The organism is Variovorax sp. UC122_21 (genome assembly GCF_044056785.1).
GTDB lineage: Bacteria > Pseudomonadota > Gammaproteobacteria > Burkholderiales > Burkholderiaceae_C > Variovorax.
Genome location: NZ_CP172004.1, coordinates 1,898,301 through 1,920,632, shown reverse-complemented (window position 1 = coordinate 1,920,632; position 22,332 = coordinate 1,898,301). Strand labels below are relative to the sequence as shown.

The 22,332-nt window shown below is 70.8% G+C and carries 13 protein-coding genes and 3 pseudogenes; 7 read left to right on the top strand and 9 right to left on the bottom strand.

Annotated elements, in window-relative coordinates:
* The first annotated feature begins 57 nt into the window (after nucleotides 1–57).
* On the top strand, nucleotides 58–741 hold the full coding sequence (locus ACHMXE_RS21460) for a DJ-1/PfpI family protein (protein ID WP_093339809.1): 684 nt from the start codon (nucleotides 58–60) through the stop codon (nucleotides 739–741).
* A 16-nt stretch (nucleotides 742–757) separates the two neighbouring features.
* The gene (locus ACHMXE_RS21455; RefSeq protein WP_395351175.1) at nucleotides 758–1,726 is read left to right on the top strand and encodes a tripartite tricarboxylate transporter substrate-binding protein; all 969 of its coding nucleotides are present in this window, start codon (nucleotides 758–760) and stop codon (nucleotides 1,724–1,726) included.
* Nucleotide 1,727: 1 nt separating this feature from the next.
* Here ACHMXE_RS21455 and ACHMXE_RS21450 read toward each other — a convergent pair whose 3' ends face one another.
* The gene (locus tag ACHMXE_RS21450; protein ID WP_395351174.1) at nucleotides 1,728–2,243 is read right to left on the bottom strand and encodes an MOSC domain-containing protein; all 516 of its coding nucleotides are present in this window, start codon (nucleotides 2,241–2,243) and stop codon (nucleotides 1,728–1,730) included.
* A gap of 101 nt (nucleotides 2,244–2,344) precedes the next feature.
* On the opposite strand from ACHMXE_RS21450, the gene ACHMXE_RS21445 reads away from it, so the two are divergent.
* On the top strand, nucleotides 2,345–3,115 hold the full coding sequence (locus ACHMXE_RS21445; protein ID WP_395351173.1) for a response regulator: 771 nt from the start codon (nucleotides 2,345–2,347) through the stop codon (nucleotides 3,113–3,115).
* A gap of 147 nt (nucleotides 3,116–3,262) precedes the next feature.
* Complete coding sequence (locus ACHMXE_RS21440) at nucleotides 3,263–4,948, top strand: ATP-binding protein (RefSeq protein ID WP_395351172.1); 1,686 nt, start codon at nucleotides 3,263–3,265, stop codon at nucleotides 4,946–4,948.
* Between the two features lie 16 nt (nucleotides 4,949–4,964).
* On the opposite strand, the gene ACHMXE_RS21435 is transcribed toward ACHMXE_RS21440, so the two are convergent.
* Complete coding sequence (locus tag ACHMXE_RS21435; protein ID WP_093339823.1) at nucleotides 4,965–5,792, bottom strand: undecaprenyl-diphosphate phosphatase; 828 nt, start codon at nucleotides 5,790–5,792, stop codon at nucleotides 4,965–4,967.
* A 205-nt stretch (nucleotides 5,793–5,997) separates the two neighbouring features.
* Here ACHMXE_RS21435 and ACHMXE_RS21430 point away from each other — a divergent pair, with 205 nt between their 5' ends.
* Nucleotides 5,998–6,906 (top strand): hypothetical protein, encoded by a 909-nt coding sequence (locus tag ACHMXE_RS21430; protein WP_203202016.1) that lies wholly within the window; start codon nucleotides 5,998–6,000, stop codon nucleotides 6,904–6,906.
* Here the strand turns inward: ACHMXE_RS21430 and ACHMXE_RS21425 are convergent.
* Genes ACHMXE_RS21425 through ACHMXE_RS21415 form a run of 3 tightly spaced genes read right to left on the bottom strand, consistent with a single transcriptional unit; the run spans nucleotide 6,898 to nucleotide 9,870 of the window.
* Nucleotides 6,898–7,560 (bottom strand): aspartate/glutamate racemase family protein, encoded by a 663-nt coding sequence (locus tag ACHMXE_RS21425; protein ID WP_395351170.1) that lies wholly within the window; start codon nucleotides 7,558–7,560, stop codon nucleotides 6,898–6,900. The two genes, ACHMXE_RS21430 and ACHMXE_RS21425, sit on opposite strands and share 9 nt — an antisense overlap.
* 17 nt (nucleotides 7,561–7,577) lie before the next feature.
* On the bottom strand, nucleotides 7,578–8,480 hold the full coding sequence (locus ACHMXE_RS21420; protein WP_395351169.1) for an amino acid ABC transporter substrate-binding protein: 903 nt from the start codon (nucleotides 8,478–8,480) through the stop codon (nucleotides 7,578–7,580).
* Nucleotides 8,481–8,535: 55 nt separating this feature from the next.
* A complete protein-coding gene (locus ACHMXE_RS21415; RefSeq protein ID WP_395351168.1) occupies nucleotides 8,536–9,870 on the bottom strand; it encodes an aspartate aminotransferase family protein in 1,335 nt (444 codons plus the stop codon).
* A gap of 170 nt (nucleotides 9,871–10,040) precedes the next feature.
* On the opposite strand from ACHMXE_RS21415, the gene ACHMXE_RS21410 reads away from it, so the two are divergent.
* Entirely contained in the window at nucleotides 10,041–10,907 is an 867-nt protein-coding gene (locus tag ACHMXE_RS21410; protein ID WP_395351167.1) for a MurR/RpiR family transcriptional regulator, read from the top strand.
* Between the two features lie 6 nt (nucleotides 10,908–10,913).
* Here ACHMXE_RS21410 and ACHMXE_RS21405 read toward each other — a convergent pair.
* The 4 genes and pseudogenes from ACHMXE_RS21405 to ACHMXE_RS21390 all read right to left on the bottom strand — a co-directional run bounded on the left by ACHMXE_RS21405 (nucleotide 10,914) and on the right by ACHMXE_RS21390 (nucleotide 21,481).
* Nucleotides 10,914–12,376 (bottom strand): annotated as a pseudogene (locus ACHMXE_RS21405) (efflux transporter outer membrane subunit).
* Nucleotides 12,377–12,420: 44 nt separating this feature from the next.
* Nucleotides 12,421–15,735 (bottom strand): efflux RND transporter permease subunit, encoded by a 3,315-nt coding sequence (locus ACHMXE_RS21400; protein ID WP_395351166.1) that lies wholly within the window; start codon nucleotides 15,733–15,735, stop codon nucleotides 12,421–12,423.
* Nucleotides 15,736–16,558: 823 nt separating this feature from the next.
* Nucleotides 16,559–19,691, bottom strand: a pseudogene (locus ACHMXE_RS21395) (efflux RND transporter permease subunit).
* 69 nt (nucleotides 19,692–19,760) lie between these two features.
* Nucleotides 19,761–21,481 (bottom strand): annotated as a pseudogene (locus tag ACHMXE_RS21390) (efflux RND transporter periplasmic adaptor subunit).
* Nucleotides 21,482–21,842: 361 nt separating this feature from the next.
* Between ACHMXE_RS21390 and ACHMXE_RS21385 the strand changes: the two are divergent.
* A complete protein-coding gene (locus tag ACHMXE_RS21385) occupies nucleotides 21,843–22,328 on the top strand; it encodes a DUF6622 family protein (protein WP_395351165.1) in 486 nt (161 codons plus the stop codon).
* The last annotated feature ends 4 nt before the right edge of the window (nucleotides 22,329–22,332 follow it).

The following is a 22,332-nucleotide window of genomic DNA, read 5'->3' as shown; positions in this document are numbered from 1 at the left end:
CGAATGCCAGCGTTTCGCTTCCTAGACTGGGCCGATCCCCCAACCTGGAGTCTCCCCATGAAAATCGGCATGCTCGTCTTTCCCGACATCACCGCGACCGACTACGTCGCGCCCGCGGACCTGCTGGTGCGCATTCCCGGCGCCAGCCTCTCGCTGGTGTGGAAGCACACCGACCCGATCCGCACCGAGCTCGGCTGGGAGTTCCGCGCCACGCAGGCGATGGCCGACTGCCCGCAGTTCGACATGCTCGTGGTGCCCGGCGGCCCCGGTGTCGCGGCGCTGTTCGAGGACCGCGAGACGGTCGACTTCCTCGCGCGCCAGGGCCGCGGCGCGCGCTGGGTGGTCGGCATCTGCACCGGCCCGCTGCTGCTGGGCGTGGCCGGCCTGCTCGAAGGCTACGAGGCCACCTGCCACTGGGCCTCGCACGAACTGCTGGCAATGGTCGGCGCGACGCCGCGCGACCAGCGCGTGGTGGTCGACCGCAACCGCATCACCGGCGCCGGCGTGACCTCGGGCATCGACTGCGCGCTGCGCGCGATCGCGCAGGCCACCGACGACGACACGGCGCGCGCGATCCAGCTGTTCGCCGAGTACGACCCGCAGCCGCCGTTCGACAGCGGCGCGCCGGCCAAGGCGCCGGCCCACATCGTCGAGGCGGCGCGCGCGCGCGTGGCCGGCGTGGTGGCCGAGCGGCGCGCGATCCTGGCGCGCATCGGGCGCACGGCCCCGGTGGCCGCCTGAAACGAAGGAGGACTGCATGACCACGTCCCTGCCCCGCCGCTCGGCACTGGCCCTCGGCGCCGGCCTGCTGGCCGCGCCCTTCCTGCGCGCGCGGGCCGAAAGCAACCCGATCCGCATCCTCGTCGGCTACGCGGCCGGCGGCCCGGCCGACATCGCCGCGCGCATCGTGGCCGAGAAGCTCGCGCTGCAGCTGCAGCAGCCGGTGGTGGTCGACAACCGGCCCGGCGCCGGCGGCCAGCTCGCGGCGATCGCGCTCAAGGCCGCGCCGGCCGACGGCTCGGTGCTGATGCTGACCAACACCCACACGGTGGCGACGGTGCCGCTGACGGTGAAGAACCCGGGCTTCTCGACCACGCGCGATTTCCGGCCCGTGGGCAGCGTCGCCACCTTCGAGCTGGCGCTCGCGACCAATCCCGCGACCACCAACGCATCGAACCTCGCGGCCTTCGGGCGCTGGCTCGCCACGCACCGCGGCGACGCCGCCATCGGCGTGCCGGCCGCGGCCAGCGCGCCCGAGTTCATGGCGAGCCGGATCGCGCGCCACTTCCAGGTCGAGAGCCTGCCCGTGCCCTACAAGGGCTCGGCGCCGATGCTGCCCGACCTGCTCGGCGGCACCCTGCACGGCGCGATCACCAGCGTGTCGGACTTCCTGCCCTACCACCGCAGCGGCCGGCTGCGCATCCTCGCGTCGACGCGGCGCACACCGCTGCTGCCCGAGGTGCCGTCGTTCGAGGAGGCCGGCCTGTCCGGCATGGAGCTCACCGAGCTGCTGGGCCTCTACGCGGGCGCCGGCGTGCCCGAGGCCACGGTGGCGCGCTACAACGCCGCGCTGGCGCAGGTGCTGGCGCAGCCCGAGGTGGTGGAGAAGTTCAGGGGCCTCGACATGACGACCGTGCCCGGCACGCCGGCCGACCAGGGCGAGCGGCTCGCGAAGATCGACCGCATGCTCGGGCAGCTCGTGAAGGATTCGGGCTTCAAGCTCTGAGTCAGACGTCCGCGGGCTCGCAGCGCACCGCGTCGCCCGCGCGCAGCGGGCCGCCCGCGAGCACGCGCGCGGTGAGCCCGCCGTGGCCGCGCATCGCGTTGTAGCCGCCCGGGCCCAGCAGCTCCTCCATGCGCGAGCAGGGCTCGCACGGGCCGGTGATCTCGAGCCGCACCGTGTCGCCGAGCCGCAGCACCAGCGGCTGGTCGCGGAACAGCGAGCGCGCCGCGATCAGGTTCAGGCCCGACACCACGAGGTTGCGCCGCAGCAGCGCGGCGTCGACGGCCGCACGGCCGGCCAGCGCGGCGATCGTGCCCAGGTGCTCGGCCTGGATCAGCGTGACCTGGCGCTTGCCGCCGGGTTTGGCCGCGCTCGCGCGGTCGCCTTCCAGTCCCAGGCCCGCGAGCGCCTGCGCGCCCTCGACGGCCTGCGCGGGCTGGCGGCGCGCGGGCCGCAGGTAGAGGGCCTCGAGACGGCCGGCGCGCGGAAACTGGCGCATGAGTTCGCGAAGGTCGGGCATGCGCGCGATTGTCCGTGGCGCTGCGCGCGCGCCAGCAAAACCACGGCGGCGATACAAATTGCAATAACTGGCGACAATCCGGGGAAAACGCCCCGCCGCAAATGTCCACGCCCCTTCCGGAAACCCCAGAACCCGTGTCGCTGACCCCCGCGCTGGTGGTCGAGGACGACCCGGCCATGCAGCAGCGGCTGGCCCACGTGCTCGGCACCTTGGGCTGCACCGCGCCGCAGATCGCCTGGGCCGACAGCGTGGCCTCGGCACGGGCGCTGCTGGCCGAGCGCAGCTTCGGCGTGGCGCTGGTCGACATCGGGCTGCCCGACGGCAGCGGCGTCGACCTGATCGGCTGGCTGCGGCAGCACCATCCGCGCCTGCCGGCGGTGGTGATCTCGGCCTACCGCACCGAGGAAACCATCTTCGCGGCGCTGCGCGCGGGCGCCATCGGCTACCTGCTGAAGGAGCGCGACGATCTCGAGCTCGGCATCGCGCTGCGCAGCATCGAGCAGGGCGGCGCGCCGATCGATCCCGCGATCGCGCGGCGCATCCTGGGCTGGCTCACGCTCCAGCCGAGCGCCACGCCCGCGCCGCTGCCGGTCCCGGCCATGACCGCCGACACCCAACCGGGCGAGCTGCTGCCCGCCGCCGGCGCCACGCCATCGAAAGAGGACGCGCCCGCCGCCGCGCTGCTGAGCCGGCGCGAGCACCGCATCCTCGAACTGGTGTCGCAGGGCCTCAGCAACCGCGACATGGCCGAAATGCTCTCGATCTCCCGATTGACCGTGGAATGCCACACCAAGAACATCTACCGCAAGCTGGCCGTCGGATCGCGCACCGAGGCGGTGTACCAGGCGCGGCTGCACGGGCTGCTGCGCTGAGCTTCCTGCGCCGCCTGGCCATGGCGCTGGCGCTGCTGCTGTGCGCGCACGGCGTGCTGGCCCAGGACTTCCCCGCGCTGCGCGTCGAGGCCGTGCGCGCCGCCGGCTGGAACGACACCCGTCCGCCCGAGGACGGCTGGGGAGCCGGTGGCCGCCCTGCCCGACAACTGGGCCGACCGCTGGAGCGGCTTCGACGGCGTGGCCTGGTACCGGCTGCGCTGGGAACAGCCGGCCGAGCAGCGCGAGACCGGCCTGCTGCTGCACTACCTCAACATGGCCGGCGCCGTGTACCTCAACGGCACGCCGATCTCGCGCGACGCCAGCCTGGTCGAGCCGCTCACGCGGGCCTGGAACACGCCGCGCTACTGGCTGCTGGCGCCGCCGCTGCTGCGCGCGGGCACCAACACCCTGCTGGTGCGCGTCTCCGGACTCGCGGTCTACCAGGCCGGGCTCGGGCCCGTCGTGGTCGGGCCGCCGGCCGTGCTGCAGGCCACCTACGAACGCGAGCGCGTGGTGCGGCGCGACCTGCAGGTGCTGGGCCTCGCGGTCAGCGCGGCGGTGTCGGCCTTCTTCGCGGCGCTGTGGCTGCTGCGGCGGCGCGAAACGGCCTACGGCTGGTTCGCGCTGATGTCGATGCTGTGGCTGCTGTTCGGCTACAACCAGATCGCCACCAGCCCCTGGCCCTTCGCCACCACCTCGGCCTGGCAGGCGCTCAACACCTCGCTGCTGCTGGTCTTCAGCACCGCCTACGCGGTGTTCGCGCTGCGCTTCTGCGACCGCCGCATGCCGCTGCTCGAGGGCGTTTCGCTGCTGGCGGCGGCCATCGGCGTGCTCGACCTGTGGCTGGCCGCGCCCGCGGCGCTGCCGCTGCACCGCGCGATCTGGACGCTGGTGGGCGGGCTGACGATCATCGTGGTCAACAGCGCCGCCATCGTCCACGCCTGGCGCCACCGCGGCAGCCCGATGCGCTCGCTCGCGCCCTTCATGGCGGTGTCGGGGCTCACCGGCGCGCACGACCTGCTGGTGTTCACCCAGGTGATCGACAGCAACCTCTACTACACGACCATGTCTTCGTACGTGCTGCTGCTGGGCATGGCGCTGACGCAGGCCGGGCGCTTCGTGCAGAGCCTGCGCCGCATCGAGAACTTCAACACCGAGCTGATCCAGGAAGTGAACGCGGCCAAGGACGAGCTCGCGGCCACGCTGTCGCAGCGCCATGCGCTGGAGCTCGCGCATGCGCGCATCGGCGAGCGCGTGAACCTCGCGAGCGACCTGCACGACGGCCTGGGCGGCATGCTGGTGGGCAGCATCGCGACGCTGGAGCGCACGCCCGAGCACCTGAGCGCGCCGCAGCTGCTGGCCATGCTCAAGCGTCTGCGCGACGACCTGCGGCTGATCATCGACGCCAACGGCAGCGACGATGGCGCGCATGCGCTGGCCGACCTGGTGGCGCCGCTGCGCCACCGGCTCACGCAATTGCTAGAGGCCAACGGCATCGAATGCCGCTGGCGCGTGGAAGGCCTGCAGGCGCTGACGCTCGCGCCTTCGCAGAACCTCGACCTGCTGCGCTTCCTGCAGGAGGCGCTGACCAACGTGCTGCGCCACAGCGGCGCGCGGCGGGTCGACGTGTCATTGGTGGAAGAGAACGGCCAGCTGCGGCTGGAGGTGCGCGACGACGGCCGCGGCTTCGAGCCCGAGGCGCCGCCGCGGCCCGACGGCACCGGCCTGCGCAGCCTGCGCACGCGGGCGCGGCGGCTGGGCGGGGCCTTCGAGATCGCCTCGGCGCCGGGTGCCACCCGCGTCGGGCTGCGGATGCCGGTCGGCGCGGCCTGAGGCGAAGGCTAGCGCCTCACTCGGCCCAGACGATCCAGCCCTGCCAGGCGGTGACCAGGATCAGGATGCCGAAGGCGATGCGATACCAGGCGAACGGGATGAAGCTGTGCGAGCTGATGTAGCGCAGCAGCCAGCGCACGCACAGCCAGGCACTGAGGAACGAGAACAGCAGGCCGACCGCGAACAGCGGGATGTCGGCCACCGACAGCAGCGAGCGCACCTTGTAGAGGCTGTAGACGCCGGCGCCGATCAGCGTCGGGATCGCGAGGAAGAACGAGAAGTCGGTGGCCGCCTGGCGCGACAGCCCCAGCAGCATGCCGCCGATGATGGTGGAGCCGCTGCGGCTGGTGCCCGGCACCATCGCGAAGCACTGCACCAGGCCGACCTTGAGGGCGTCCCAGGGCGTCATGTCGTCGACGTTCTCGACCCGCACCGAGCCCGGCGGCCGCTTCTCGGCCCACAGGATGATGAAGCCGCCGATGATGAAGGTGCTGGCCACCACGGCCGGCGTGAACAGGTGTTCCTTGATGACCTTGCCGAACAAGAGGCCCAGCACCACCGCCGGCAGGAAGCCGATCAGCACGTTGAGCGCAAAGCGCTGCGCCTTGGCCTGGCGCGGCAGCGCCACCACGGTCGAGCGGATCTTCTGCCAATAGACCATGATCACCGCGAAGATCGCGCCGGTCTGGATCGCGATCTCGAACACCTTGCCGCGCTCGTCGTCGAAGCCGCCGAGCAGCGAACCCGCAAGAATCAGGTGGCCGGTCGACGAGATCGGGAGAAATTCGGTCAGCCCCTCCACGATGCCCATGACGGCGGCCTTGACCAACAGAACGATATCCAACGCGTACTCCTTGAAAGAGCGGCAATTATCGCGAGGGAGCCGGTCAGGTCCGGTTCAGGCTCCGCGGGCTGCCGCCGTGGCTCGTCGGCCCATCTTCGTATCGTTCTATGACATACCTAGTTTGGGGGATGGCGCCCACCGCCGGGCGCGGTCACAGTCCACTCGCGCCGACGCCCCACGTCGGCGGCCAACCGAAGGACATTGCATGCTCGCCCCCGCGCCCGAGCGCGAAAAAGACGCCGACGAACTGCTGCTGTGCCTCGAGGAACATGCGTCGACCGCCGACGACCATGCGGCGCACGCGCGCCGCGATGCGCGCCGCCGCGACGCCGAACGGCAGGCCGCCCTGTGCCGCGCCGCCCGCGCCACCGGCGCCTCGACCGGCGAGCTGGAACGGCTCGCGCGCTGCCTCGGCGAGATCGACCGCCGCGGCCGTGGCGCCACGCTGGTGGCCGAGGGCCAGGTCGCGGCCGATCGGCTGTCGCAGCGCCTGCAGCCGCTGGACCTGGAAGACGGCCACATGGCCTGGCAGATGGCCGGCGCCGCCGAATACATCGAACGCGGCCTGACGCAGGCGCTCGACCCCGCCCATGACCGCAAGTGGTATGCGCGCTGGCAGCTCTGGAGCTTCCTGCTCGGCGGCGCCGATGCCGCCCATGCGCTGGCGCTGCAGGGCCTGGCGCTGCGGCCCTGCGGACCGCGCGACCCGCAGGCCGATCTCACGGCGCGCGCGCGCCGCATCCTCGAGAGCTGGCGCCGCACCTCGTGCACCTGCTTCTGGAGCGCGATGGAGGACTGCGTGCGGCAGCAGGGCTTCTCGCTCGAGACCCAGGCCTACCTGATGCACGCGGTGGCGACGCTGTTCGACGGCGATGCGATGAAGCTCTCGAACGCCGAGTGCGAGCGGCTCAACGAGCTGCTGGTCGAGACCTACTGCGACGCGCTGGGCACCAGCGGCGCCATGCCCTCGGCCGAGATCTACCGCCGCATGGCCGACGGCCTGCAGGCGGTCGACCGCGCGACCGGGCGCCCGCGCACGCTCGGGCGCAGCGACGCGGCGCAGATCGCCGCCACCGCGATCTACACGCTGCTGCGCGGCGACCGTTCAGCCTGAGGTGCGCCGGCGCAGCGCGCGCACCGCGCTGTCGACCGTGGTCAGCACCGGCAGCCCCGAGGCGCTTTCGCAGGCCGCGCGGGCGCGGGCCATGCTGAACTGCGCGAGCGCGATGTGGCTGCAGCCCTGCTGGCGCAGGGCCTCGGCCTGCGCCGCGATCAGCGCATCGTGCCGCGCCCCGTCGCCCGCGTTGAGCGCCTCGAGCGCCCCTTCGGCGAGCGCCGGCACCAGCGCGACGCCGGCCGGGAATTCGGGCGGCATCGAGGCCAGCGTGGGCGCGAAGGTGGCGATCAGCCCGAGCCGCGCGCCGGGGCCGGCTTCATGCAGCGCCTGCACCGCCTCCTCCACCATCGCCTCGTTGGGCTTGAGCACCGGCAGCGCCGCATGGCGCTTCGCCACCGCCTCGATGCAGGCACCGAAGGCCGAGCAGGTGAAGAGGATGCCCTCGGCGCCGGTGTCGACCGCGTACTGCGCGAGCCGCTGGAAGCGCTCGTGCATGGCCGCGTCGAGCCCGCGTCCGTCGCGCGCGAGATCGGCCGACAGGCTGTCGTCGAGCAGGTTCATGCGCAGCGCCCGCGGCCAGTCGCGCGCGAAGGCCTCGTTGATGGGCGCGACCGAATGCGCGAGCGCGTGGATCAGGGCGATGCGGGTCATGGAAAACGTGTTGCGGCTCAGATGCCCTTCGACGAGGGATTGGCGAAAGCTTCCTTCGTCTCGGCGTTGAGCGGGTAGTTGATGTTGATGCCCTTGGGCGGAATGGGCGAGGTGAACCACTTGCCGTAGAGCGCCTCCATCTCGCCGGACTTCATCATGCCCGAGACCACGCGGTCGACGATGGCCTTGAAGGCCGGATCGTCCTTGCGGAACATCAGCGACTGGTTCTCGGTGCGCAGGCTCTCGCCGGTGATCAGGAAGTCCTTCGGGTTGCGCGCATTCGCGAGCTGGCCGGCCAGCAGGATGTCGTCGAGCACGAAGGCCTGCGCGCGGCCGCTCTCCACCAGCAGGAAGGAGTCGCTGTGGTCCTTGCCGCCGAGGCTCGTGACCTCGAGGTTCTTGCCCTTGTCGGCCTCGCGCAGCAGCCGGAACGAGGTGGTGCCGGTGGTGGTCGCCACCGTCTTGCCCTGCAGGTCGGCGATGCTCCTGATGCCCGAATCGGCCTTCACCAGCATGCGCACGTTGTAGCGGAAGATGTCGGGCGAGAAGGCCACCAGCTTCTGGCGTTCGACCAGGTTGGTGGTGGAGCCGCACTCGATGTCGACCGTGCCGTTCTGCACCAGCGGGATGCGGTTGGCCGAGGTCACGGCCTGGTAGCGGATCTCGATCGCCGGCATCTTGAGTTCGCTCTTCACCGCCTCCACGATGCGCTTGCAGATCTCGATGCTGTAGCCGACCGGCTTGAGGTTGGCATCGAGGTACGAGAAGCCGAACGAGGACTCGCGGTAGCCGAAGGTGATGGCGCCGCTGGCCTTGATCTTGGCGAGGGTGTCGTTCTCCTGCGCGCTCGCGGAAAGCGCCGGCAGCGCGAGGAAGGCGGCGAGCAGAAAGAAGGAAAACGGCAGGCGTGGCTTGGGCATGGAGGTGCTCCTCGGTACGGCGGGTGGAAGAAAAAGGGAAGGAAGAAGCGCGGACTCAGCCCGCGGCGCGGCGCGTGACCGCGTCGACGGCATCCGCGAGCCGCGCGGCGATCTCGCGCAGCTCCTCGCGCGTGGCGATGAACGGCGGCGCGAGCAGCACGTGGTCGCCCTGGCGGCCGTCGACCGTGCCGCCGAAGGGATAGCACAGCAGCCCGCGCGCCATCGCCTCCTTCTTGACGGCCGCATGCAGCTTCAACGCGGGATCGAAGGGCGTCTTGCCCGCGCGCTCGGCCACGAGTTCGAGGCCCCAGAAGAAGCCGCGACCGCGGATGTCGCCCACATGCGGATGCGCGCCGAGCGCCTCGGCCAGCATCGCGCCGAAGGCCGTGCCGTCCTCGCGCACCTTCGCGACCAGGCCCTCGCGCCGGATCGTCTGCTGCACCGCGAGCGCGGCCGCGCAGGCCATCGGATGGCCGAGGTAGGTGTGGCCGTGCTGGAAGAAGCCGCTTCCGCGCGACATCGCATCGACCACCCGGCGCTGCGCGAGCACCGCGCCCACCGGCTGGTAGCCGCCGCCCAGGCCCTTGGCGATGGTCATCAGGTCGGGCACCACGCCCTCCTGCTCGCAGGCATGCAACGTGCCGGTGCGGCCCATGCCGCACATCACCTCGTCGAGGATCAGCAGCACGCCGTACTTGTCGCAGACCGCGCGCACCGCCTGGAAGTAGCCCGGCACCGGCACCAGCACGCCGGCGGTGGCGCCGCCCACGGTCTCGGCGACGAAGGCGATCACGCGGTCGGCGCCCTGCGCAAGGATGGCGGCCTCGAGCTCGTTCGCGAGCCGCTGGCCGTACTGCGCCGGGCTCTCGTCGGCGCGCTGCTCGCGGTAGGGATAGCAGGGCGACACGTGCGTGGCCGGCACCAGGATCGGCGCGAAGGGCTCGCGCCGCCAGGCATTGCCGCCGACCGCGAGCGCGCCCAGCGTGTTGCCGTGGTAGCTCTGGCGCCGCGCGATGAAGTGGGTGCGCTGCGGCTGGCCGATCTCGACGAAGTACTGGCGCGCCATCTTGAGCGCGGCCTCCACCGCCTCGGAACCGCCGCTCACGAGGTAGGCATGGCTCATGCCTTCGGGCGCCGCGCCGATCAGCTCGTCGGCCAGGCGCTCGGCCACCTCGCTGGTGAAGAAGCTGGTGTGGGCATAGGCCAGCCGGTCGATCTGCGCATGCATCGCGGCCAGCACCTCGGGATGCGCATGGCCCAGCGAGGACACGGCCGCGCCGCCCGAGGCATCGAGGTATTCGCGGCCCTCGGCGTCGCGGATGTAGAGGCCGTGCGAGCCCGTGGCGACGGGCGGGGTCTGGCGGAGATGGCGGTGGAAGACGTGCGTCATGGCGTGAGTACGGGCGGATGGAGACTGGAACCAACGTTTCGGGCAAATTATTTCTCGGAACATTTGTTCCGTCAACCGTTCCGCTCGTTTCGCCTGTTCCAGCCCCGGCCCGGAACAGCGGTCACGCCTCCGGTACATTTGTTCCAACGCCAAAGAAGAGGAACGACGCCATGGGCGCCAGAGACCAGATCCGCCAGCGCTTCGACAAGCTGAGCCCCGCCCTGCAGCAGGTGGCGCGCTACGTGCTCGACCATCCGAACGAGGTGGTCACGGGCTCGATGCGCGGCATCGGCACGCTCGCGCAGAGCACGCCCGCCACGCTGGTGCGCTTCGCCCAGACACTGGGCTTCGACGGCTGGCCGCAGCTCAAGGCCGCCTTCGCGACCGACATGGGCCTGGGCACGGAGGCCTACGGCGCACGCGCGCAGCAGCTCGTGGGCCGCGCGCGCGACCGGGGCCTGACCGGCGAGATGTTCGAGGTGCAGCGCCGCAACCTCGAGGCCACGCAGCAGCAGAGCGAACAGGCGCTGCAGAAGGTCTGCGCGCTGATGGAGAAGGCACCCGCGGTGCACGCGGCCGGCTTTCGCGCCTGCTACCCGATCGCCTTCTCCTTCGTCTACGTGTACCGGCTCTTTCGCGCCAGCGTGCACCTGGTCGACGGCCAGGGCGGCACGCTCGAGATGCAGCAGCGCGCCTTCGGGCGCGGCGACGTGGTGCTGATCGCGAGCTTCGCGCCCTACTCGCGCGAGGCCCTGCAGGTGGCCGAGGCCGCCAAGGCCGCGGGCAGCCGCATCGTGGCGCTGACCGACAGCCTCGGCTCACCGCTCTCGCTGCGCGCCGACGAGACGCTGCTTTTCACCATCCACAGCCCCTCGTTCTTCCCCTCGGTGGCCGCGGGCGTGGCCGTGGCCGAGGCGCTGGTCGAGCTGCTCGCGAGCCGCGCGGGCAAGGCCGTGATCCGACGCATCGACCAGGCCGAGACGCAGCTGTTCGAGTCGGGCGCGTACCTGGTGCCGCCGGTGGCGCGCGGCGGCTGAGCGCGATCAGCGCGCGGCCGGCTGCGTGCCCGCGTCCGCGAGCCACTCGGCCTGCCAGCCGCCACCGAGCGCCTGGATCAGCGCGATCGCCGACGACTGGCGGTTGACCTGCAGCTGCACCAGCGAGCGCCGCGCGTTGAGCGCGGCGACCTGCGCGGTCACGACCTCGGTGTAGCCGACCTGCGCCGCGCGGTAGCGGTTGAGCAGCTGCTGCTCGGTCTTGTCGGCCGCGGCCGAGGCCTCGCGCCGCAGGCCCTCCTGCTGGGCCAGCGTGGCGCCCGCGCTGAGCTGGTCCTCGACCGCCTGGAAGGCCGTCAGCACGGTCTGGCGGTAGCGCGCCACGGCCGCTTCGTGGCTGGCCTTGGCCGCGTCGACGTTGGCGCCGATGGCGCCCGCGTCGAACACCACCTGCGCCACCGACAGCCCGAGCGCCCACAGCGTGTTCGAGGCATTGAACAGGTCCTTGATCTTGCTCGCGTTGCTGCCCACCGAGGCATTGAGGCCGAAGTTCGGGAAGTAGGCCGCGCGCGCGATGCCGATCTGCGCATTGGCCGCGGCCACCGAGCGCTCGGCGGCCGCGATGTCGGGCCGGCGCTGCAGCAGCGTCGAGGGCACGCCGGTCGGCACGCCCGGCACGGTCGGCGTCCACTTGGCGGCCGGCAGGCTGAAGTCGGCCGGCGCCGCGCCCACCAGCACCGCGATCGCATGCTCGTAGGTGGCGCGCGTGCGCTGCAGGCCGACGCGGTCGGCGCGCGCGTTCACGAGCTGGGTCTGCGCCTGCAGCACGTCGGTCTGCGCGGCGATGCCGGCCTGGTAGCGGTTGTTGGTGATCTCGTAGGCGCGCTGGTAGCCCTCGATGGTCTCGTCGAGCAGCACCATCTCGGCATCGGCCTCGCGCAGCGAGAAGTAGTTGGTGGCCAGCTCGCCGACCGCCGACAGCCGCGCGGCCGCGAGGTCGGCCTCGCTGGCCTGCGCATTGGCCTGCGCGCTGCTGACCGCCGCGCGCAGCCGGCCCCAGACGTCGGGCGACCAGTCGGCCGCGAGCGTGGCCGAGAAGGCGTTCGAGGCATTGCTGTCGCCGCCGGGTGTTGCCGCTGCGCCTGCCGTTGCCGCTCAGCGAGACCGAGGGGAACAGCGCCGCGCGCTCGCCGCGCACCAGCGCCTGGGCCTGCGCGTAGTTGGCGACCGCGGCCGCGATGTTCTGGTTCGACACCTGCACCCGGCCCGCGAGCTCGTCGAGCACCGGATCGCCGAAGAGCTTCCACCATTCGCCGCGCTCGAGCGTGTCGGCCGGCGCGGCCGGCAGCCAGCCCTCGGCGGTCTTCTGTTCCTTCCAGCCCGCGGGCGACACGGCGGCGGGCACCTGGTAGGCCGGTCCCGACGGCGCAGCCCGCGAGCAGCGCGGCGAGCGTCGCGGCCAGCGCGATGCGCTGCGGGAAGAAAGGGGTCTGGAACAGGAAGGCGGGCATTCTTCGGACGGCGCGTGCGGGCCGTGGTGTCGTTGTCGTTGCGGTCATGGCTGGACCTCCATCGTGCGGCTCAGGTGGCTCTCGTCGGCGCCGCGGCGGCGCAGCTTGTCGAGCAGCAGGTAGACCACCGGCGTGGTCAGCAGGGTCAGCACCTGGCTGGCGATCAGGCCGCCGATGATCGCCACGCCCAGCGGCCGGCGCAGCTCGGCGCCCTCGCCGAAGCCGATCGCCAGCGGCAGCGCGCCGAGCGCAGCCGCCAGCGTGGTCATGAGGATCGGGCGGAAGCGCAGCAGGCAGGCCTCGCGCACCGCCTCGAGCGGGCTCAGGCCGCGCGAGCGCTCGGCCTCGAGCGCGAAGTCGATGATCAGGATGGCGTTCTTCTTCACGATGCCGATCAGCAGGAACACGCCGATCAGCGCGATGATGGAGAACTCCATGCGGAACATCAGCAGCGCCAGCACCGCGCCCACGCCGGCCGAGGGCAGGGTCGACAGCACGGTGATCGGGTGCACCAGGCTCTCGTAGAGGATGCCCAGCACGATGTAGATGACCACCAGCGCCGCCAGGATCAGCATCGCCTGCTGGCCCTGCGACTGCTGCGCCGCGAGCGCCGTGCCCGCGAAGGCGCCGCGCACGTTGATCGGCATCGCGATGTTGGCCTCGGCCTTGGCGATCGCCTCGCGCGCGTCGCCGAGGTTGGCGCCATCGGCCAGGTTGAACGAGATCGTGGTGGCGAGCTCGCCGTCCTCGTGGCTGACCGAGGTCGCGACCGAGCGCTCGACGAACTTCGCCACCGAGGACAGCGGCACCAGCGAGGTCGGCGTGTTGCTCAGCACGTTGCCGGTGGAGGCATTGCGCGAGCCCGCGTTGGCCGACACCGGCACCGTGGGCGTGGTGCTCGAGGCGGTCGACGCGGTGCCGGTCTTCGCACCGGTGGCCGTGTTGTTGGTGGCGACCGAGGTCGACTGGTTGGTGGTGCCGTTGGCCGCCACCTGCGTGGTCACGGTCTGGCCCGCCACCACCGAGGTGCGCGTGGCCGGCACGTAGACGTCGCGCAGCGAGTTCGGGCTGCGCGTGTAGCGCGGCGCCCATTCCATCACCACGTGGTACTGGTTGAGCTCGGTGTAGATGGTCGCCACCTGGCGCTGGCCAAAGGCGTTGTAGAGCGCGTTGTCCACCGCCTGCGAGGTCAGGCCGAGCCGGCGCGCGCTGTCGGGATCGACCTCGGCCACCGTCTCGACGCCGTTCTGGTCCTGGTCGGTGTCGATGTCCGTGAGGTTCGGCTGCAGCCGCAGCTCGTCGGCCAGCTTGCCGGCCCAGGTGCGCAGGTCGGCCAGGTTGTCGCTCTTGAGCGTGTACTGGTAGGTGGAGTTGCTCGAGCGCCCGCCCGAGCGCACGTCCTGCACCGTGTTGAGGAACACGCGCAGGCCGGTCACCTGGTTGAGCTGCGGACGCAGCCGCGCGATCACGGCCATGCCGCTCTCGGTGCGCTGGTTCGCGGGCTTGAGGTTGACGAACATGAAGCCGCCACCCGCGCGCGAGCCGCCGATGAAGCCCGTGACGGTGTCGACCGCCGGATCGCGCCGGATGATGTCGACCACCTCGCGCAGCTTGGCCGCGAGCGCCTGCGAGGAGATGCTCTGGTCGGCGCGCAGGCCGCCGTTGAGCTGGCCGCTGTCCTGCTGCGGGAAGAAGCCCTTGGGCGCGGCGCTGAACAGGTAGACGTTGAGCCCGATCACCGCCAGCAGGATCAGCGCCACCAGCGCCTTGCTGTCGAGCGCCCAGTCGAGGCTGACCTCGTAGCGCTTGAGCACCCACTCGTAGCCGCGTTCCGACCAGCGCGCGAAGCGCCCGCGCGGCTTGGATTGGTCGGCCTCGCCGCCGCGCTTGAGCAGCCAGGCGCACATCATCGGCGTGGTGGTCAGCGAGATGACCAGCGAGATCATCACCGCCGCCGACAGCGTGACCGCGAACTCGCGGAACAGCCGCCCGACCTGGCCGCCCATGAACAGCAGCGGGATGAACACCGCCACCAGCGACACGCTGATCGACAGCACCGTGAAGCCCACTTCCTTGGCGCCGAGCAGCGCGGCCTTCATGCGCGTCATGCCGGCCTCGATGTGGCGGCTGGTGTTCTCGAGCACCACGATCGCGTCGTCGACCACGAAGCCCGTGGCCACCGTGAGCGCCATCAGGCTCAGGTTGTTGAGGCTGAAGCCCAGCAGGTACATCACGCCGAAGGTGCCGAGCAGCGCGACCACCGTGGCCACCGCGGGCACCACCGTGGCACGCGCGCTGCGCAGGAACAGGCTGACCACCAGCACCACCAGCAGCACCGAGGCCACCAGCGTGAATTCCACTTCATGCAGCGAGGCGCGGATCGAGCTGGTGCTGTCGGAGGCCACGCGCAGCTCGACGTCGGGCGGCAGCTGCGCCTGCAGCTCGGGCAGCAGCGCGCGCACGCCGTCGACGGTCTCGATGATGTTGGCCGAGGGCTGGCGCGTGATCAGCACGATCACCGCCGGCTCGCCGTTGAACAGCCCCAGCGTGCGCGTGTCCTCGACGCCGTCGTAGACCTCGGCCACGTCGGCCAGCCGCACCGCCGCGCCGTTGCGCCAGGCCACCAGCATCGAGGCGTAGTCGCTCGCGCGCAGCGCCGGCGTCTGGGTGTAGACCTGCAGCTTGCGCCCGTCGCCCTGCACCATGCCCTCGGGCCGGTTGGCGTTCGAGGCCTGGATCGCGGCGCGCACGTCCTCGGTGCTGATGCCGTAGCGGTTGAGCGCGAACGGCAGCAGCTCGATGCGCACGGCCGGCAGCGACCCGCCGCCGATCTCCACGTCGCCCACGCCGTCGACCTGCGACAGCCGCTGGCTCACGATGTTCGACACGGCGTCGTAGATCTGGCCCGGGGTCTTGGTCTTGGAGGTCAGCGCCAGGATGATGACCGGCGACGAGGCCGGGTTGGCCTTGCGGTAGGTCGGGTTGCTTCGCAGGGTGGCGGGCAGGTCGACGCGGCTCGCGTTGATCGCGGCCTGCACTTCGCGCGCGGCGCCGTCGATGTTGCGGCTGAGGTCGAACTGCAGGGTGACGCGGGTGGAGCCGACCGAGCTGGTCGAGGTCATCTCGTTGACGCCGGCGATGGTGCCCAGATGGCGTTCGAGGGGCGTGGCGACGCTCGTGGCCATGGTCTCGGGGCTGGCGCCGGGGATGGAGGCGCGGACCGAGATGACGGGGTAGTCGACTTGCGGTAATGGGGATACCGGGAGGACGAAGAAGGCTGCGATGCCTGCCAGGGCGACGCCGATGGTCAGGAGGACTGTGCCTATGGGGCGGCGGACGAAGGGGCGGGAGAGGTTCATCTCTTGCCTCCTGCTTCGATTCCCTGCTTTGGTGTGTTGGCTTGCTGCCGGTCTGCCTCTTGCAGAGGGCGTAGGCCGGGTCTCGCCCCGGCGGGCGACTCACTTTTCTTGTCTCGCCAAGAAAAGTAAGCAAAAGAAGGCGACCCCACTGTCTGCGACCCGCAGCGAAGCTGCGGCAACCTGCGGTGCTCGCGTTTCGCGGGGTCTCGCAGAACTCGCTTCGCTCAAACAGCTGCGAGCCCTGATCCGCAAAACGCTGCGCTCCTCGGCGCAGCCAGAGGGGGTGGGTCGGGCCTTTGCTTCGCTCGGCCTTGGAATGCGGCTCGGGCCATCGCTTCGCTCGGCCTTGTGTTTTTCTTGTTCCCTCTCCCTCTGGGAGAGGGTTAGGGTGAGGGCACCGGGCTTACCAAGGGTCTGACGGTATCCACCGCCCGGGGCCCTCACCCCAGCCCTCTCCCAGAGGGAGAGGGAGCAAGACAACGGCCGAGCGAAGCGAAGGCCCGAGTGGATGTCGTGTGGCCGAGCGCAGCGATGGCCCGAACCACTCCCCTCTGGCTGTGCCGAGGAGCGCAGGCGTAGGCGGGATAAGGGCCGCAGCTGTCTGAGCGGAACGAAGTGCAGAGAGTTCTGCGGACCCCCGCCGTAGCCGAGCACCGCAGGTTGCCCGTAGCGAAGCGGAGGGACACAGACAGTGGGGTCGCCTTTTCTTTGGTTACTTTCTTTTGGCGAAGCAAAAGAAAGTGACTCGCCCGCCGGGGCGAATTCCCGGCCGACAGCCCCGCAGGGAACGCAAAAACAAAACCACCAAGAACCAGAGGAGAGCTCAAACCACCTCCTCCTCAACCACCCCAGACCGCCGAGCCCCACCCAACCGATCAAACGCCAAATAAATAACAGGCGTAGTGAACAAAGTCAGCAACTGACTAACGATCAACCCCCCAAAAATAGCCAACCCCAAAGGACGCCGCAGCTCAGCCCCATCCCCGAAAACTGAACATCAAGGGCACAGCAGCAAACAGAGCCGCCAGCGTAGTCATCAAGATAGGCCGAAACCGCAACAACGCCGCCTGATGAATCGCCTCCCGAGGCGACTTGCCCTCCGTGCGCTCCGCATCGATCGCAAAGTCGATCATCATGATCGCGTTCTTCTTCACGATCCCGATCAGCAGGATGATCCCGATGATCCCGATCACCCCCAGGTCGTTGCCCGTCACCATCAACGCCAGCAACGCCCCCACCCCCCGCGGATGGCAAGGTCGACAGAATCGTCAGCGGATGCACGTAGCTCTCGTACAGCACCCCCAGCACGATGTACACGCACACCACCGCCGCCAGGATCAGCCACAGCTGGTTCGACAGCGATTTCTCGTAAGCCCCCGAGGCCCCGAGAAAGGTCATCGTGATGCTCTTGGGCAACCCGATCTCCTTCGCCGTCGCACGGATCGTGTCGACCGCCGACCCCAGCGCCACACCCGGCGCGGTATCGAAGTTCAGCGTGCTCGCCGGGTACTGCGCCACGTGCGTGATCTGCAGCGGCGCCTGCCGCTCGCTGATGTCCGCGATGGCCGAGAGCGGCGTCGCCGTGCCCGAGCCCGCGATCAGGTTCAGTTGCCCCAGCGTCTGCGGCGTGTTCACCATGCCGGGCTGCGCCTCGAGGATCACGCGGTACTGGTTGGTCTCGGTGAAGATGGTCGAGACGATGCGCTGGCCGAAGGCGCTGTAGAGCGCATCGTCGACCGTGCTCGCGGTGATCGACAGCCGCGCCGCGGTGTCGCGGTTCACGTTGACGAAGGCCGCGAGGCCCTGCGCGCCGGCATCGCTGCTGACGTTGCGCACCTTGTCGCCATGCTCGGCCTGCAGCTTCGCCACCAGCTGCTGCATCCAGCCGGTGATGGCGGCGCTGTCCACGCCCTCGAGCGAGGCCCGGGTACTGCGTGGGGCCGGTCTCGGCGTCGATGGTCAGGTCCTGCGTGGGCTGCAGGTAGAGCGTCACGCCGGCCACGCCGCGCACGCGCTCGCGCAGGCGGTCCATCACCTCCTGCTGGTTGTCGTGGCCGCGGCGCAGGTTGATCAGCATGCTGCCGGTGTGCAGCATGGTGTTGTTGGCGGCGTCGACGCCGACGAAGGAACTGAGGTTCTCGACGTCGGGGTCGGCCAGCACAGCGCGCGCGGCCTGCTGCTGCAGCTGCGACATGCGGTCGAACGAGACGTCCTGCGCGGCCTCGATGCGCGCCTGCAGCTGGCCCGTGTCCTGGGTCGGGAACAGGCCCTTGGGGATCGAGAGGTAGAGCGCCACCGTCAGCAGCAGGGTGAGCAGCGCGACCAGCAGCGTCAGCGCCTGGTGGTCGATGACCCAGTGCAGCGAGCGGTCGTAGCGCGTCATCACGCCGTCGAAGAAGCGCTGCGCGCGCGCGGCGATGCCGTGGCTGGCGGGGTCGCGCTTGGGTTCGTGCTTGAGCCAGCGCGCCGACATCATCGGCACCAGCGTGAGCGACACCACGGCCGAGATCAGGATCGTGATCGCCAGCGTGACCGCGAACTCGCGGAACAGCCGGCCGACCACGTCGCCCATGAACAGCAGAGGGATCAGCACCGCGATCAGCGAGACCGTCAGCGAGATGATGGTGAAGCCGATCTGGGTGGCGCCCTTGAACGCGGCCTGCAAGGGCTTCTCGCCCTCCTCGATGTAGCGCGCGATGTTCTCGATCATCACGATCGCGTCGTCCACCACGAAGCCGGTGGCGATGGTCAGCGCCATCAGGCTCAGGTTGTTGAGGCTGTAGCCCAGCAGGTACATCAGGCCGAAGGTGCCGATCAGCGAGATCGGCACCGCGATGCTGGCGATGACGGTGGCGCGCAGGCTGCCGAGGAAGGCGAAGATCACCAGCACCACCAGCACCACGGCGAGCACCAGCTCCATCTGCACGTGCTCGACCGACGAGCGGATGCCGGCCGTGCGGTCGCTCAGCACCTCGACCTTGAGGCCCGCGGGCATGCCGGCCTGCAGCTCGGGCAGCTGCGCCTTGATGGCGTTGACGGTGGCGATCACGTTGGCGCCGGGCTGGCGCTGCACGTTGAGGATGATCGCGGGCGTGAGCGTGCCCTCGGCATCGCCGTCGGCCTTGGTGCCGGCCCAGGCGCCGAGCTGGTTGTTCTCGGCGCTGTTGACCACGCGCGCCACGTCGACCATGCGGATCGGCGCGCCGTTCTTGTACGAGACGATCAGGTTCTTGTAGTCGTCGACCGTGAGCAGCTGGTCGTTCGAGTTGATGGTGTAGGCGCGCTTCGGGCCGTCGAAGCTGCCCTTGGCGCCGTTGGAGTTGGCCGCGCTGATCGCGGTGCGCAGCGCGTCGAGGCCGATGCCGTTGGCCGCCAGTGCCTGGGTGTTGGCCTGGATGCGCACCGCGGGCCGCTGGCCGCCGCTGAGCGACACCAGCCCCACGCCCGAGACCTGGCTGATCTTCTGCGCGAGCCGCGTGTTGACGAGGTTCTGCACCTCGGTCAGCGGCAGGGTGTCGGAGGTGATCGCCAGCGTGAGCACCGGCGCGTCGGCCGGGTTGACCTTGGCATAGACCGGCGGTGCCGGCAGGTCGGCCGGCAGCAGCGAGCCGCCGGCGTTGATCGCGGCCTGCACCTCCTGCTCGGCCACGTCGAGCGTCTGGCCCAGCGTGAACTGCAGCGTGATGATCGACACGCCCGCCGCGCTGGTGGAGCTCATGCGGTCGAGCCCCGACATCTGGCCGAACTGGCGTTCGAGCGGCGCGGTGACGGTGTTGCTCATCACCTCGGGGCTGGCGCCCCGGGTAGAGCGTCTGGACCTGGATCGTCGGGTAGTCGACCTGCGGCAGCGCCGACAGCGGCAGGAAGCGGAACGCCACCAGGCCGGCCAGCACGATGGCGACCATCAGCAGCGAGGTCGCCACCGGCCGCAGGATGAACGGGCGTGAAGGGCTCATGGATTCAATTCGTCGTCGAGGGCGCTGCGGGCGGCGCGGCGGGAGATGCCGAGGCGGAGGGCCGGCGCGTCATTGGCCTTGCGGCGCCTGGCGGCGGCCTTCGCCCTGCCCGCCCTGGCCACCCTGGCCCTGGCGTTCGGCCATGCGCTGCCAGCGTTCGAGCGCGGCGGGGTCGCCACGGTCGAGCTGTTCGAGGAAACGCTTGCGGCGCTCGAGCTGCTCGGGATCGTCCTTGGCGGCGTCGAGCATGCGCTGGCGCTGCTCGGCGGTGGGGAGCTTGGGAGCCGCGGCGGCCGGCGCGGCGGCGGGTGCTGCCGGCTGGGCGCCGGTGGCGGGTGCGGCCGCTGGGGCCGTTGCCGGAGCGGCGGGTGCCGTGCCCGGCGCGGGCGCGGCGTTGCCACCGGCCGGTGCCTGACCGCCCTGGCCGCCATGCGCGCCCTGCCCGCCATGCGCACCCTGGGCACCGCCCTGCGCACCTTCGCGCTGGCGCCGCCCGCCGCGTTGCTGCCCATTGGCGGCGGCGCCGGGCGCGACCGCGGGCCGGTCGGCCTGGGTCTGCACGCGCGCGCCGTCCTTCAGGCGGTCGCCGCCCTCGGTCACGACCACCTCGCCGGCATTCAGGCCGGCGGTCACCGCGATGTTGTCGACGCTCGATTCGCCGCGCGTCACCACGCGCTGCGACACCGTGTTGTCGGCGTTCAGCACGTAGACGTAGTCGCCGTTCGGGCCGTTGCGCATCGCCGTCACCGGCACCACCACGGCGCTGGTCACGGTGCGCAGCAGCAGGCGCAGGTTGACGAACTGGTTCGGGAACAGCGCGCCGTCGGCATTGACGAAGCGCGCCTTGGCCTTGACCGTGCCGGTCTGGGTGTCGACCAGGTTGTCGAGCGTCGAGAAAGTGCCGGTGGCGAGTTGCTTGACGCGCGTGCGGTCGAAGGCGGTGGCGGGCAGCTTGGCGCCGGCGGCGAGGCGCTGCTGCACCTCGGGCACGCGGTCCTGCGGCACCGAGAACACGACGTCGATCGGCGCGATCTGGGTGATGACGGCGATGCCGCCGCTGGTGCCGGTCGAGACGTAGTTGCCACGTCCACCGGCCGCAGGCCGATGCGGCCGCCGACCGGCGCCGCGATGCGGGTCCAGGTCAGGTTCAGCCGCGCGCTGTTCTCGTTGGCGCGGTCGATCGCGACCGTGCCCTCGAGCTGCTTGACCAGCGCGCTCTGGGTGTCGACGTCCTGGCGCGCGATCGAGTCCTGGCCCAGCAGGGTCTGGTAGCGCTGCAAGGTGACGCGCGCCGCGGCGAGCTGCGCCTCGTCGCGCTGGCGCGCGCCGGTGGCCTGGGCCAGCGCGTTCTCGTAGGGCTGCGGGTCGATGGTGGCGAGCACGTCGCCCTTCTTGACCATCTGCCCTTCCTGGAACAGCACCTGCGTGAGCACGCCCGAGACCTGCGGCTGCACCGTGACGTTGGCCAGCGGCGTGACGGTGCCGAGCGCCTCGAGCTGGATCGGGATGTCGGCCTGCCGCGCGGTCGCGGTGCCGACGGTGCTGGAGGCGGCACCGCCGCCACCGCCGCGCCGCCCGCCCGGGCCACCGGGCCCGCCGGGGCCACCCGGTCCGGCGCCGGGACCGGCCACCGGCGTCTTCGAGCGCTGCACCAGGTACCAGGCGCCGGCGCCGAGCGCCACGAGCAGGATCAGCGCGATCAGGCTGCCGAACCAGCGGCGGCGACGGACCTGGGGATGCGTGGGCGACACGGTGGCCGGCAGGGGTTCGGGAGGCGTTTGGGGATCCATGGGAGAGAGAAGAGAGCCTGATCGGGTGCGGCCTAGAGTACAGCGCCAAAAGGTGTATGCAGAGTTTGCTGTGCCGTAAACGGGCGGTAAAAGCCGCGTTCCCCGCTTGCCGCAGGAGGGCGCGCCGTCCTCGCGTCGCTCGAAGCCTCGCGCATTTCGCGCCGCCCGCAGGCACTTCGCGCCGCCGGCGTCGCATTTCATCGCAACACCGTGGCAGTCCCGCGAGGGGGCCGGCACAGTCCGCTCCAACGCCACCGGGCCGCGATCCTTTGTCCCGAACCCTTCGTCCACCTTCCAACCCTCACCCGATCCAGGAGTCCTCCCATGCTGATCCAGATCCTTCTTCACACGCCCAAGTCGGGTGTTCGCCGTCTTCGCGCTGCTGGTGTGGCTCGGCAGCAAGCAGCTGCTGTCGGGCAGCGTGGGCCTGACGCGCATCACGCTGATGCCGATCGCGATGGGCGCGCTGTCGCTGATGGGCGTGGCCTCGGCCTTCGGCGATTCGCTCGGCGCCCTGCTCGGCTGGGCCGCCGCCGCGGCCGTGATGATCGCGCTGGTGCTGCGGCGCCCGCTGCCCGCGAGCACCCGCTACGAGGCCGACGAGCGCCGCTTCCACCTGGCCGGCAGCGCGGTGCCGCTGGCGCTGATGATGGGCATCTTCTTCACCAAGTATGTGGTCGGCGTGGCGCTGGTCATGCACCCCGAGCTGCGCCACGACAGCGTGTTCGCGGTCGCGATCCCCGTGCTGTACGGCGCCTTCAGCGGCGTCTTCGCGGCCCGCGCCCTGCGCCTGTGGAAGCTGGCGATCGCCACCGATGCGATGGCCAGCCGGGCCGGCGCCGCCTAAGATC

What these genes read in the sequence shown, in the direction of transcription:
- ACHMXE_RS21460 (WP_093339809.1), top strand. Translation starts at nt 58, where the DNA reads ATGAAAATCGGCATGCTCGTCTTTCCCGACATCACCGCGACCGACTAC.
- ACHMXE_RS21455 (WP_395351175.1), top strand. Translation starts at nt 758, where the DNA reads ATGACCACGTCCCTGCCCCGCCGCTCGGCACTGGCCCTCGGCGCCGGC.
- ACHMXE_RS21450 (WP_395351174.1), bottom strand. Translation starts at nt 2,243, where the DNA reads ATGCCCGACCTTCGCGAACTCATGCGCCAGTTTCCGCGCGCCGGCCGT.
- ACHMXE_RS21445 (WP_395351173.1), top strand. Translation starts at nt 2,345, where the DNA reads ATGTCCACGCCCCTTCCGGAAACCCCAGAACCCGTGTCGCTGACCCCC.
- ACHMXE_RS21430 (WP_203202016.1), top strand. Translation starts at nt 5,998, where the DNA reads ATGCTCGCCCCCGCGCCCGAGCGCGAAAAAGACGCCGACGAACTGCTG.
- ACHMXE_RS21425 (WP_395351170.1), bottom strand. Translation starts at nt 7,560, where the DNA reads ATGACCCGCATCGCCCTGATCCACGCGCTCGCGCATTCGGTCGCGCCC.
- ACHMXE_RS21420 (WP_395351169.1), bottom strand. Translation starts at nt 8,480, where the DNA reads ATGCCCAAGCCACGCCTGCCGTTTTCCTTCTTTCTGCTCGCCGCCTTC.
- ACHMXE_RS21415 (WP_395351168.1), bottom strand. Translation starts at nt 9,870, where the DNA reads ATGACGCACGTCTTCCACCGCCATCTCCGCCAGACCCCGCCCGTCGCC.
- ACHMXE_RS21410 (WP_395351167.1), top strand. Translation starts at nt 10,041, where the DNA reads ATGGGCGCCAGAGACCAGATCCGCCAGCGCTTCGACAAGCTGAGCCCC.
- ACHMXE_RS21400 (WP_395351166.1), bottom strand. Translation starts at nt 15,735, where the DNA reads ATGAACCTCTCCCGCCCCTTCGTCCGCCGCCCCATAGGCACAGTCCTC.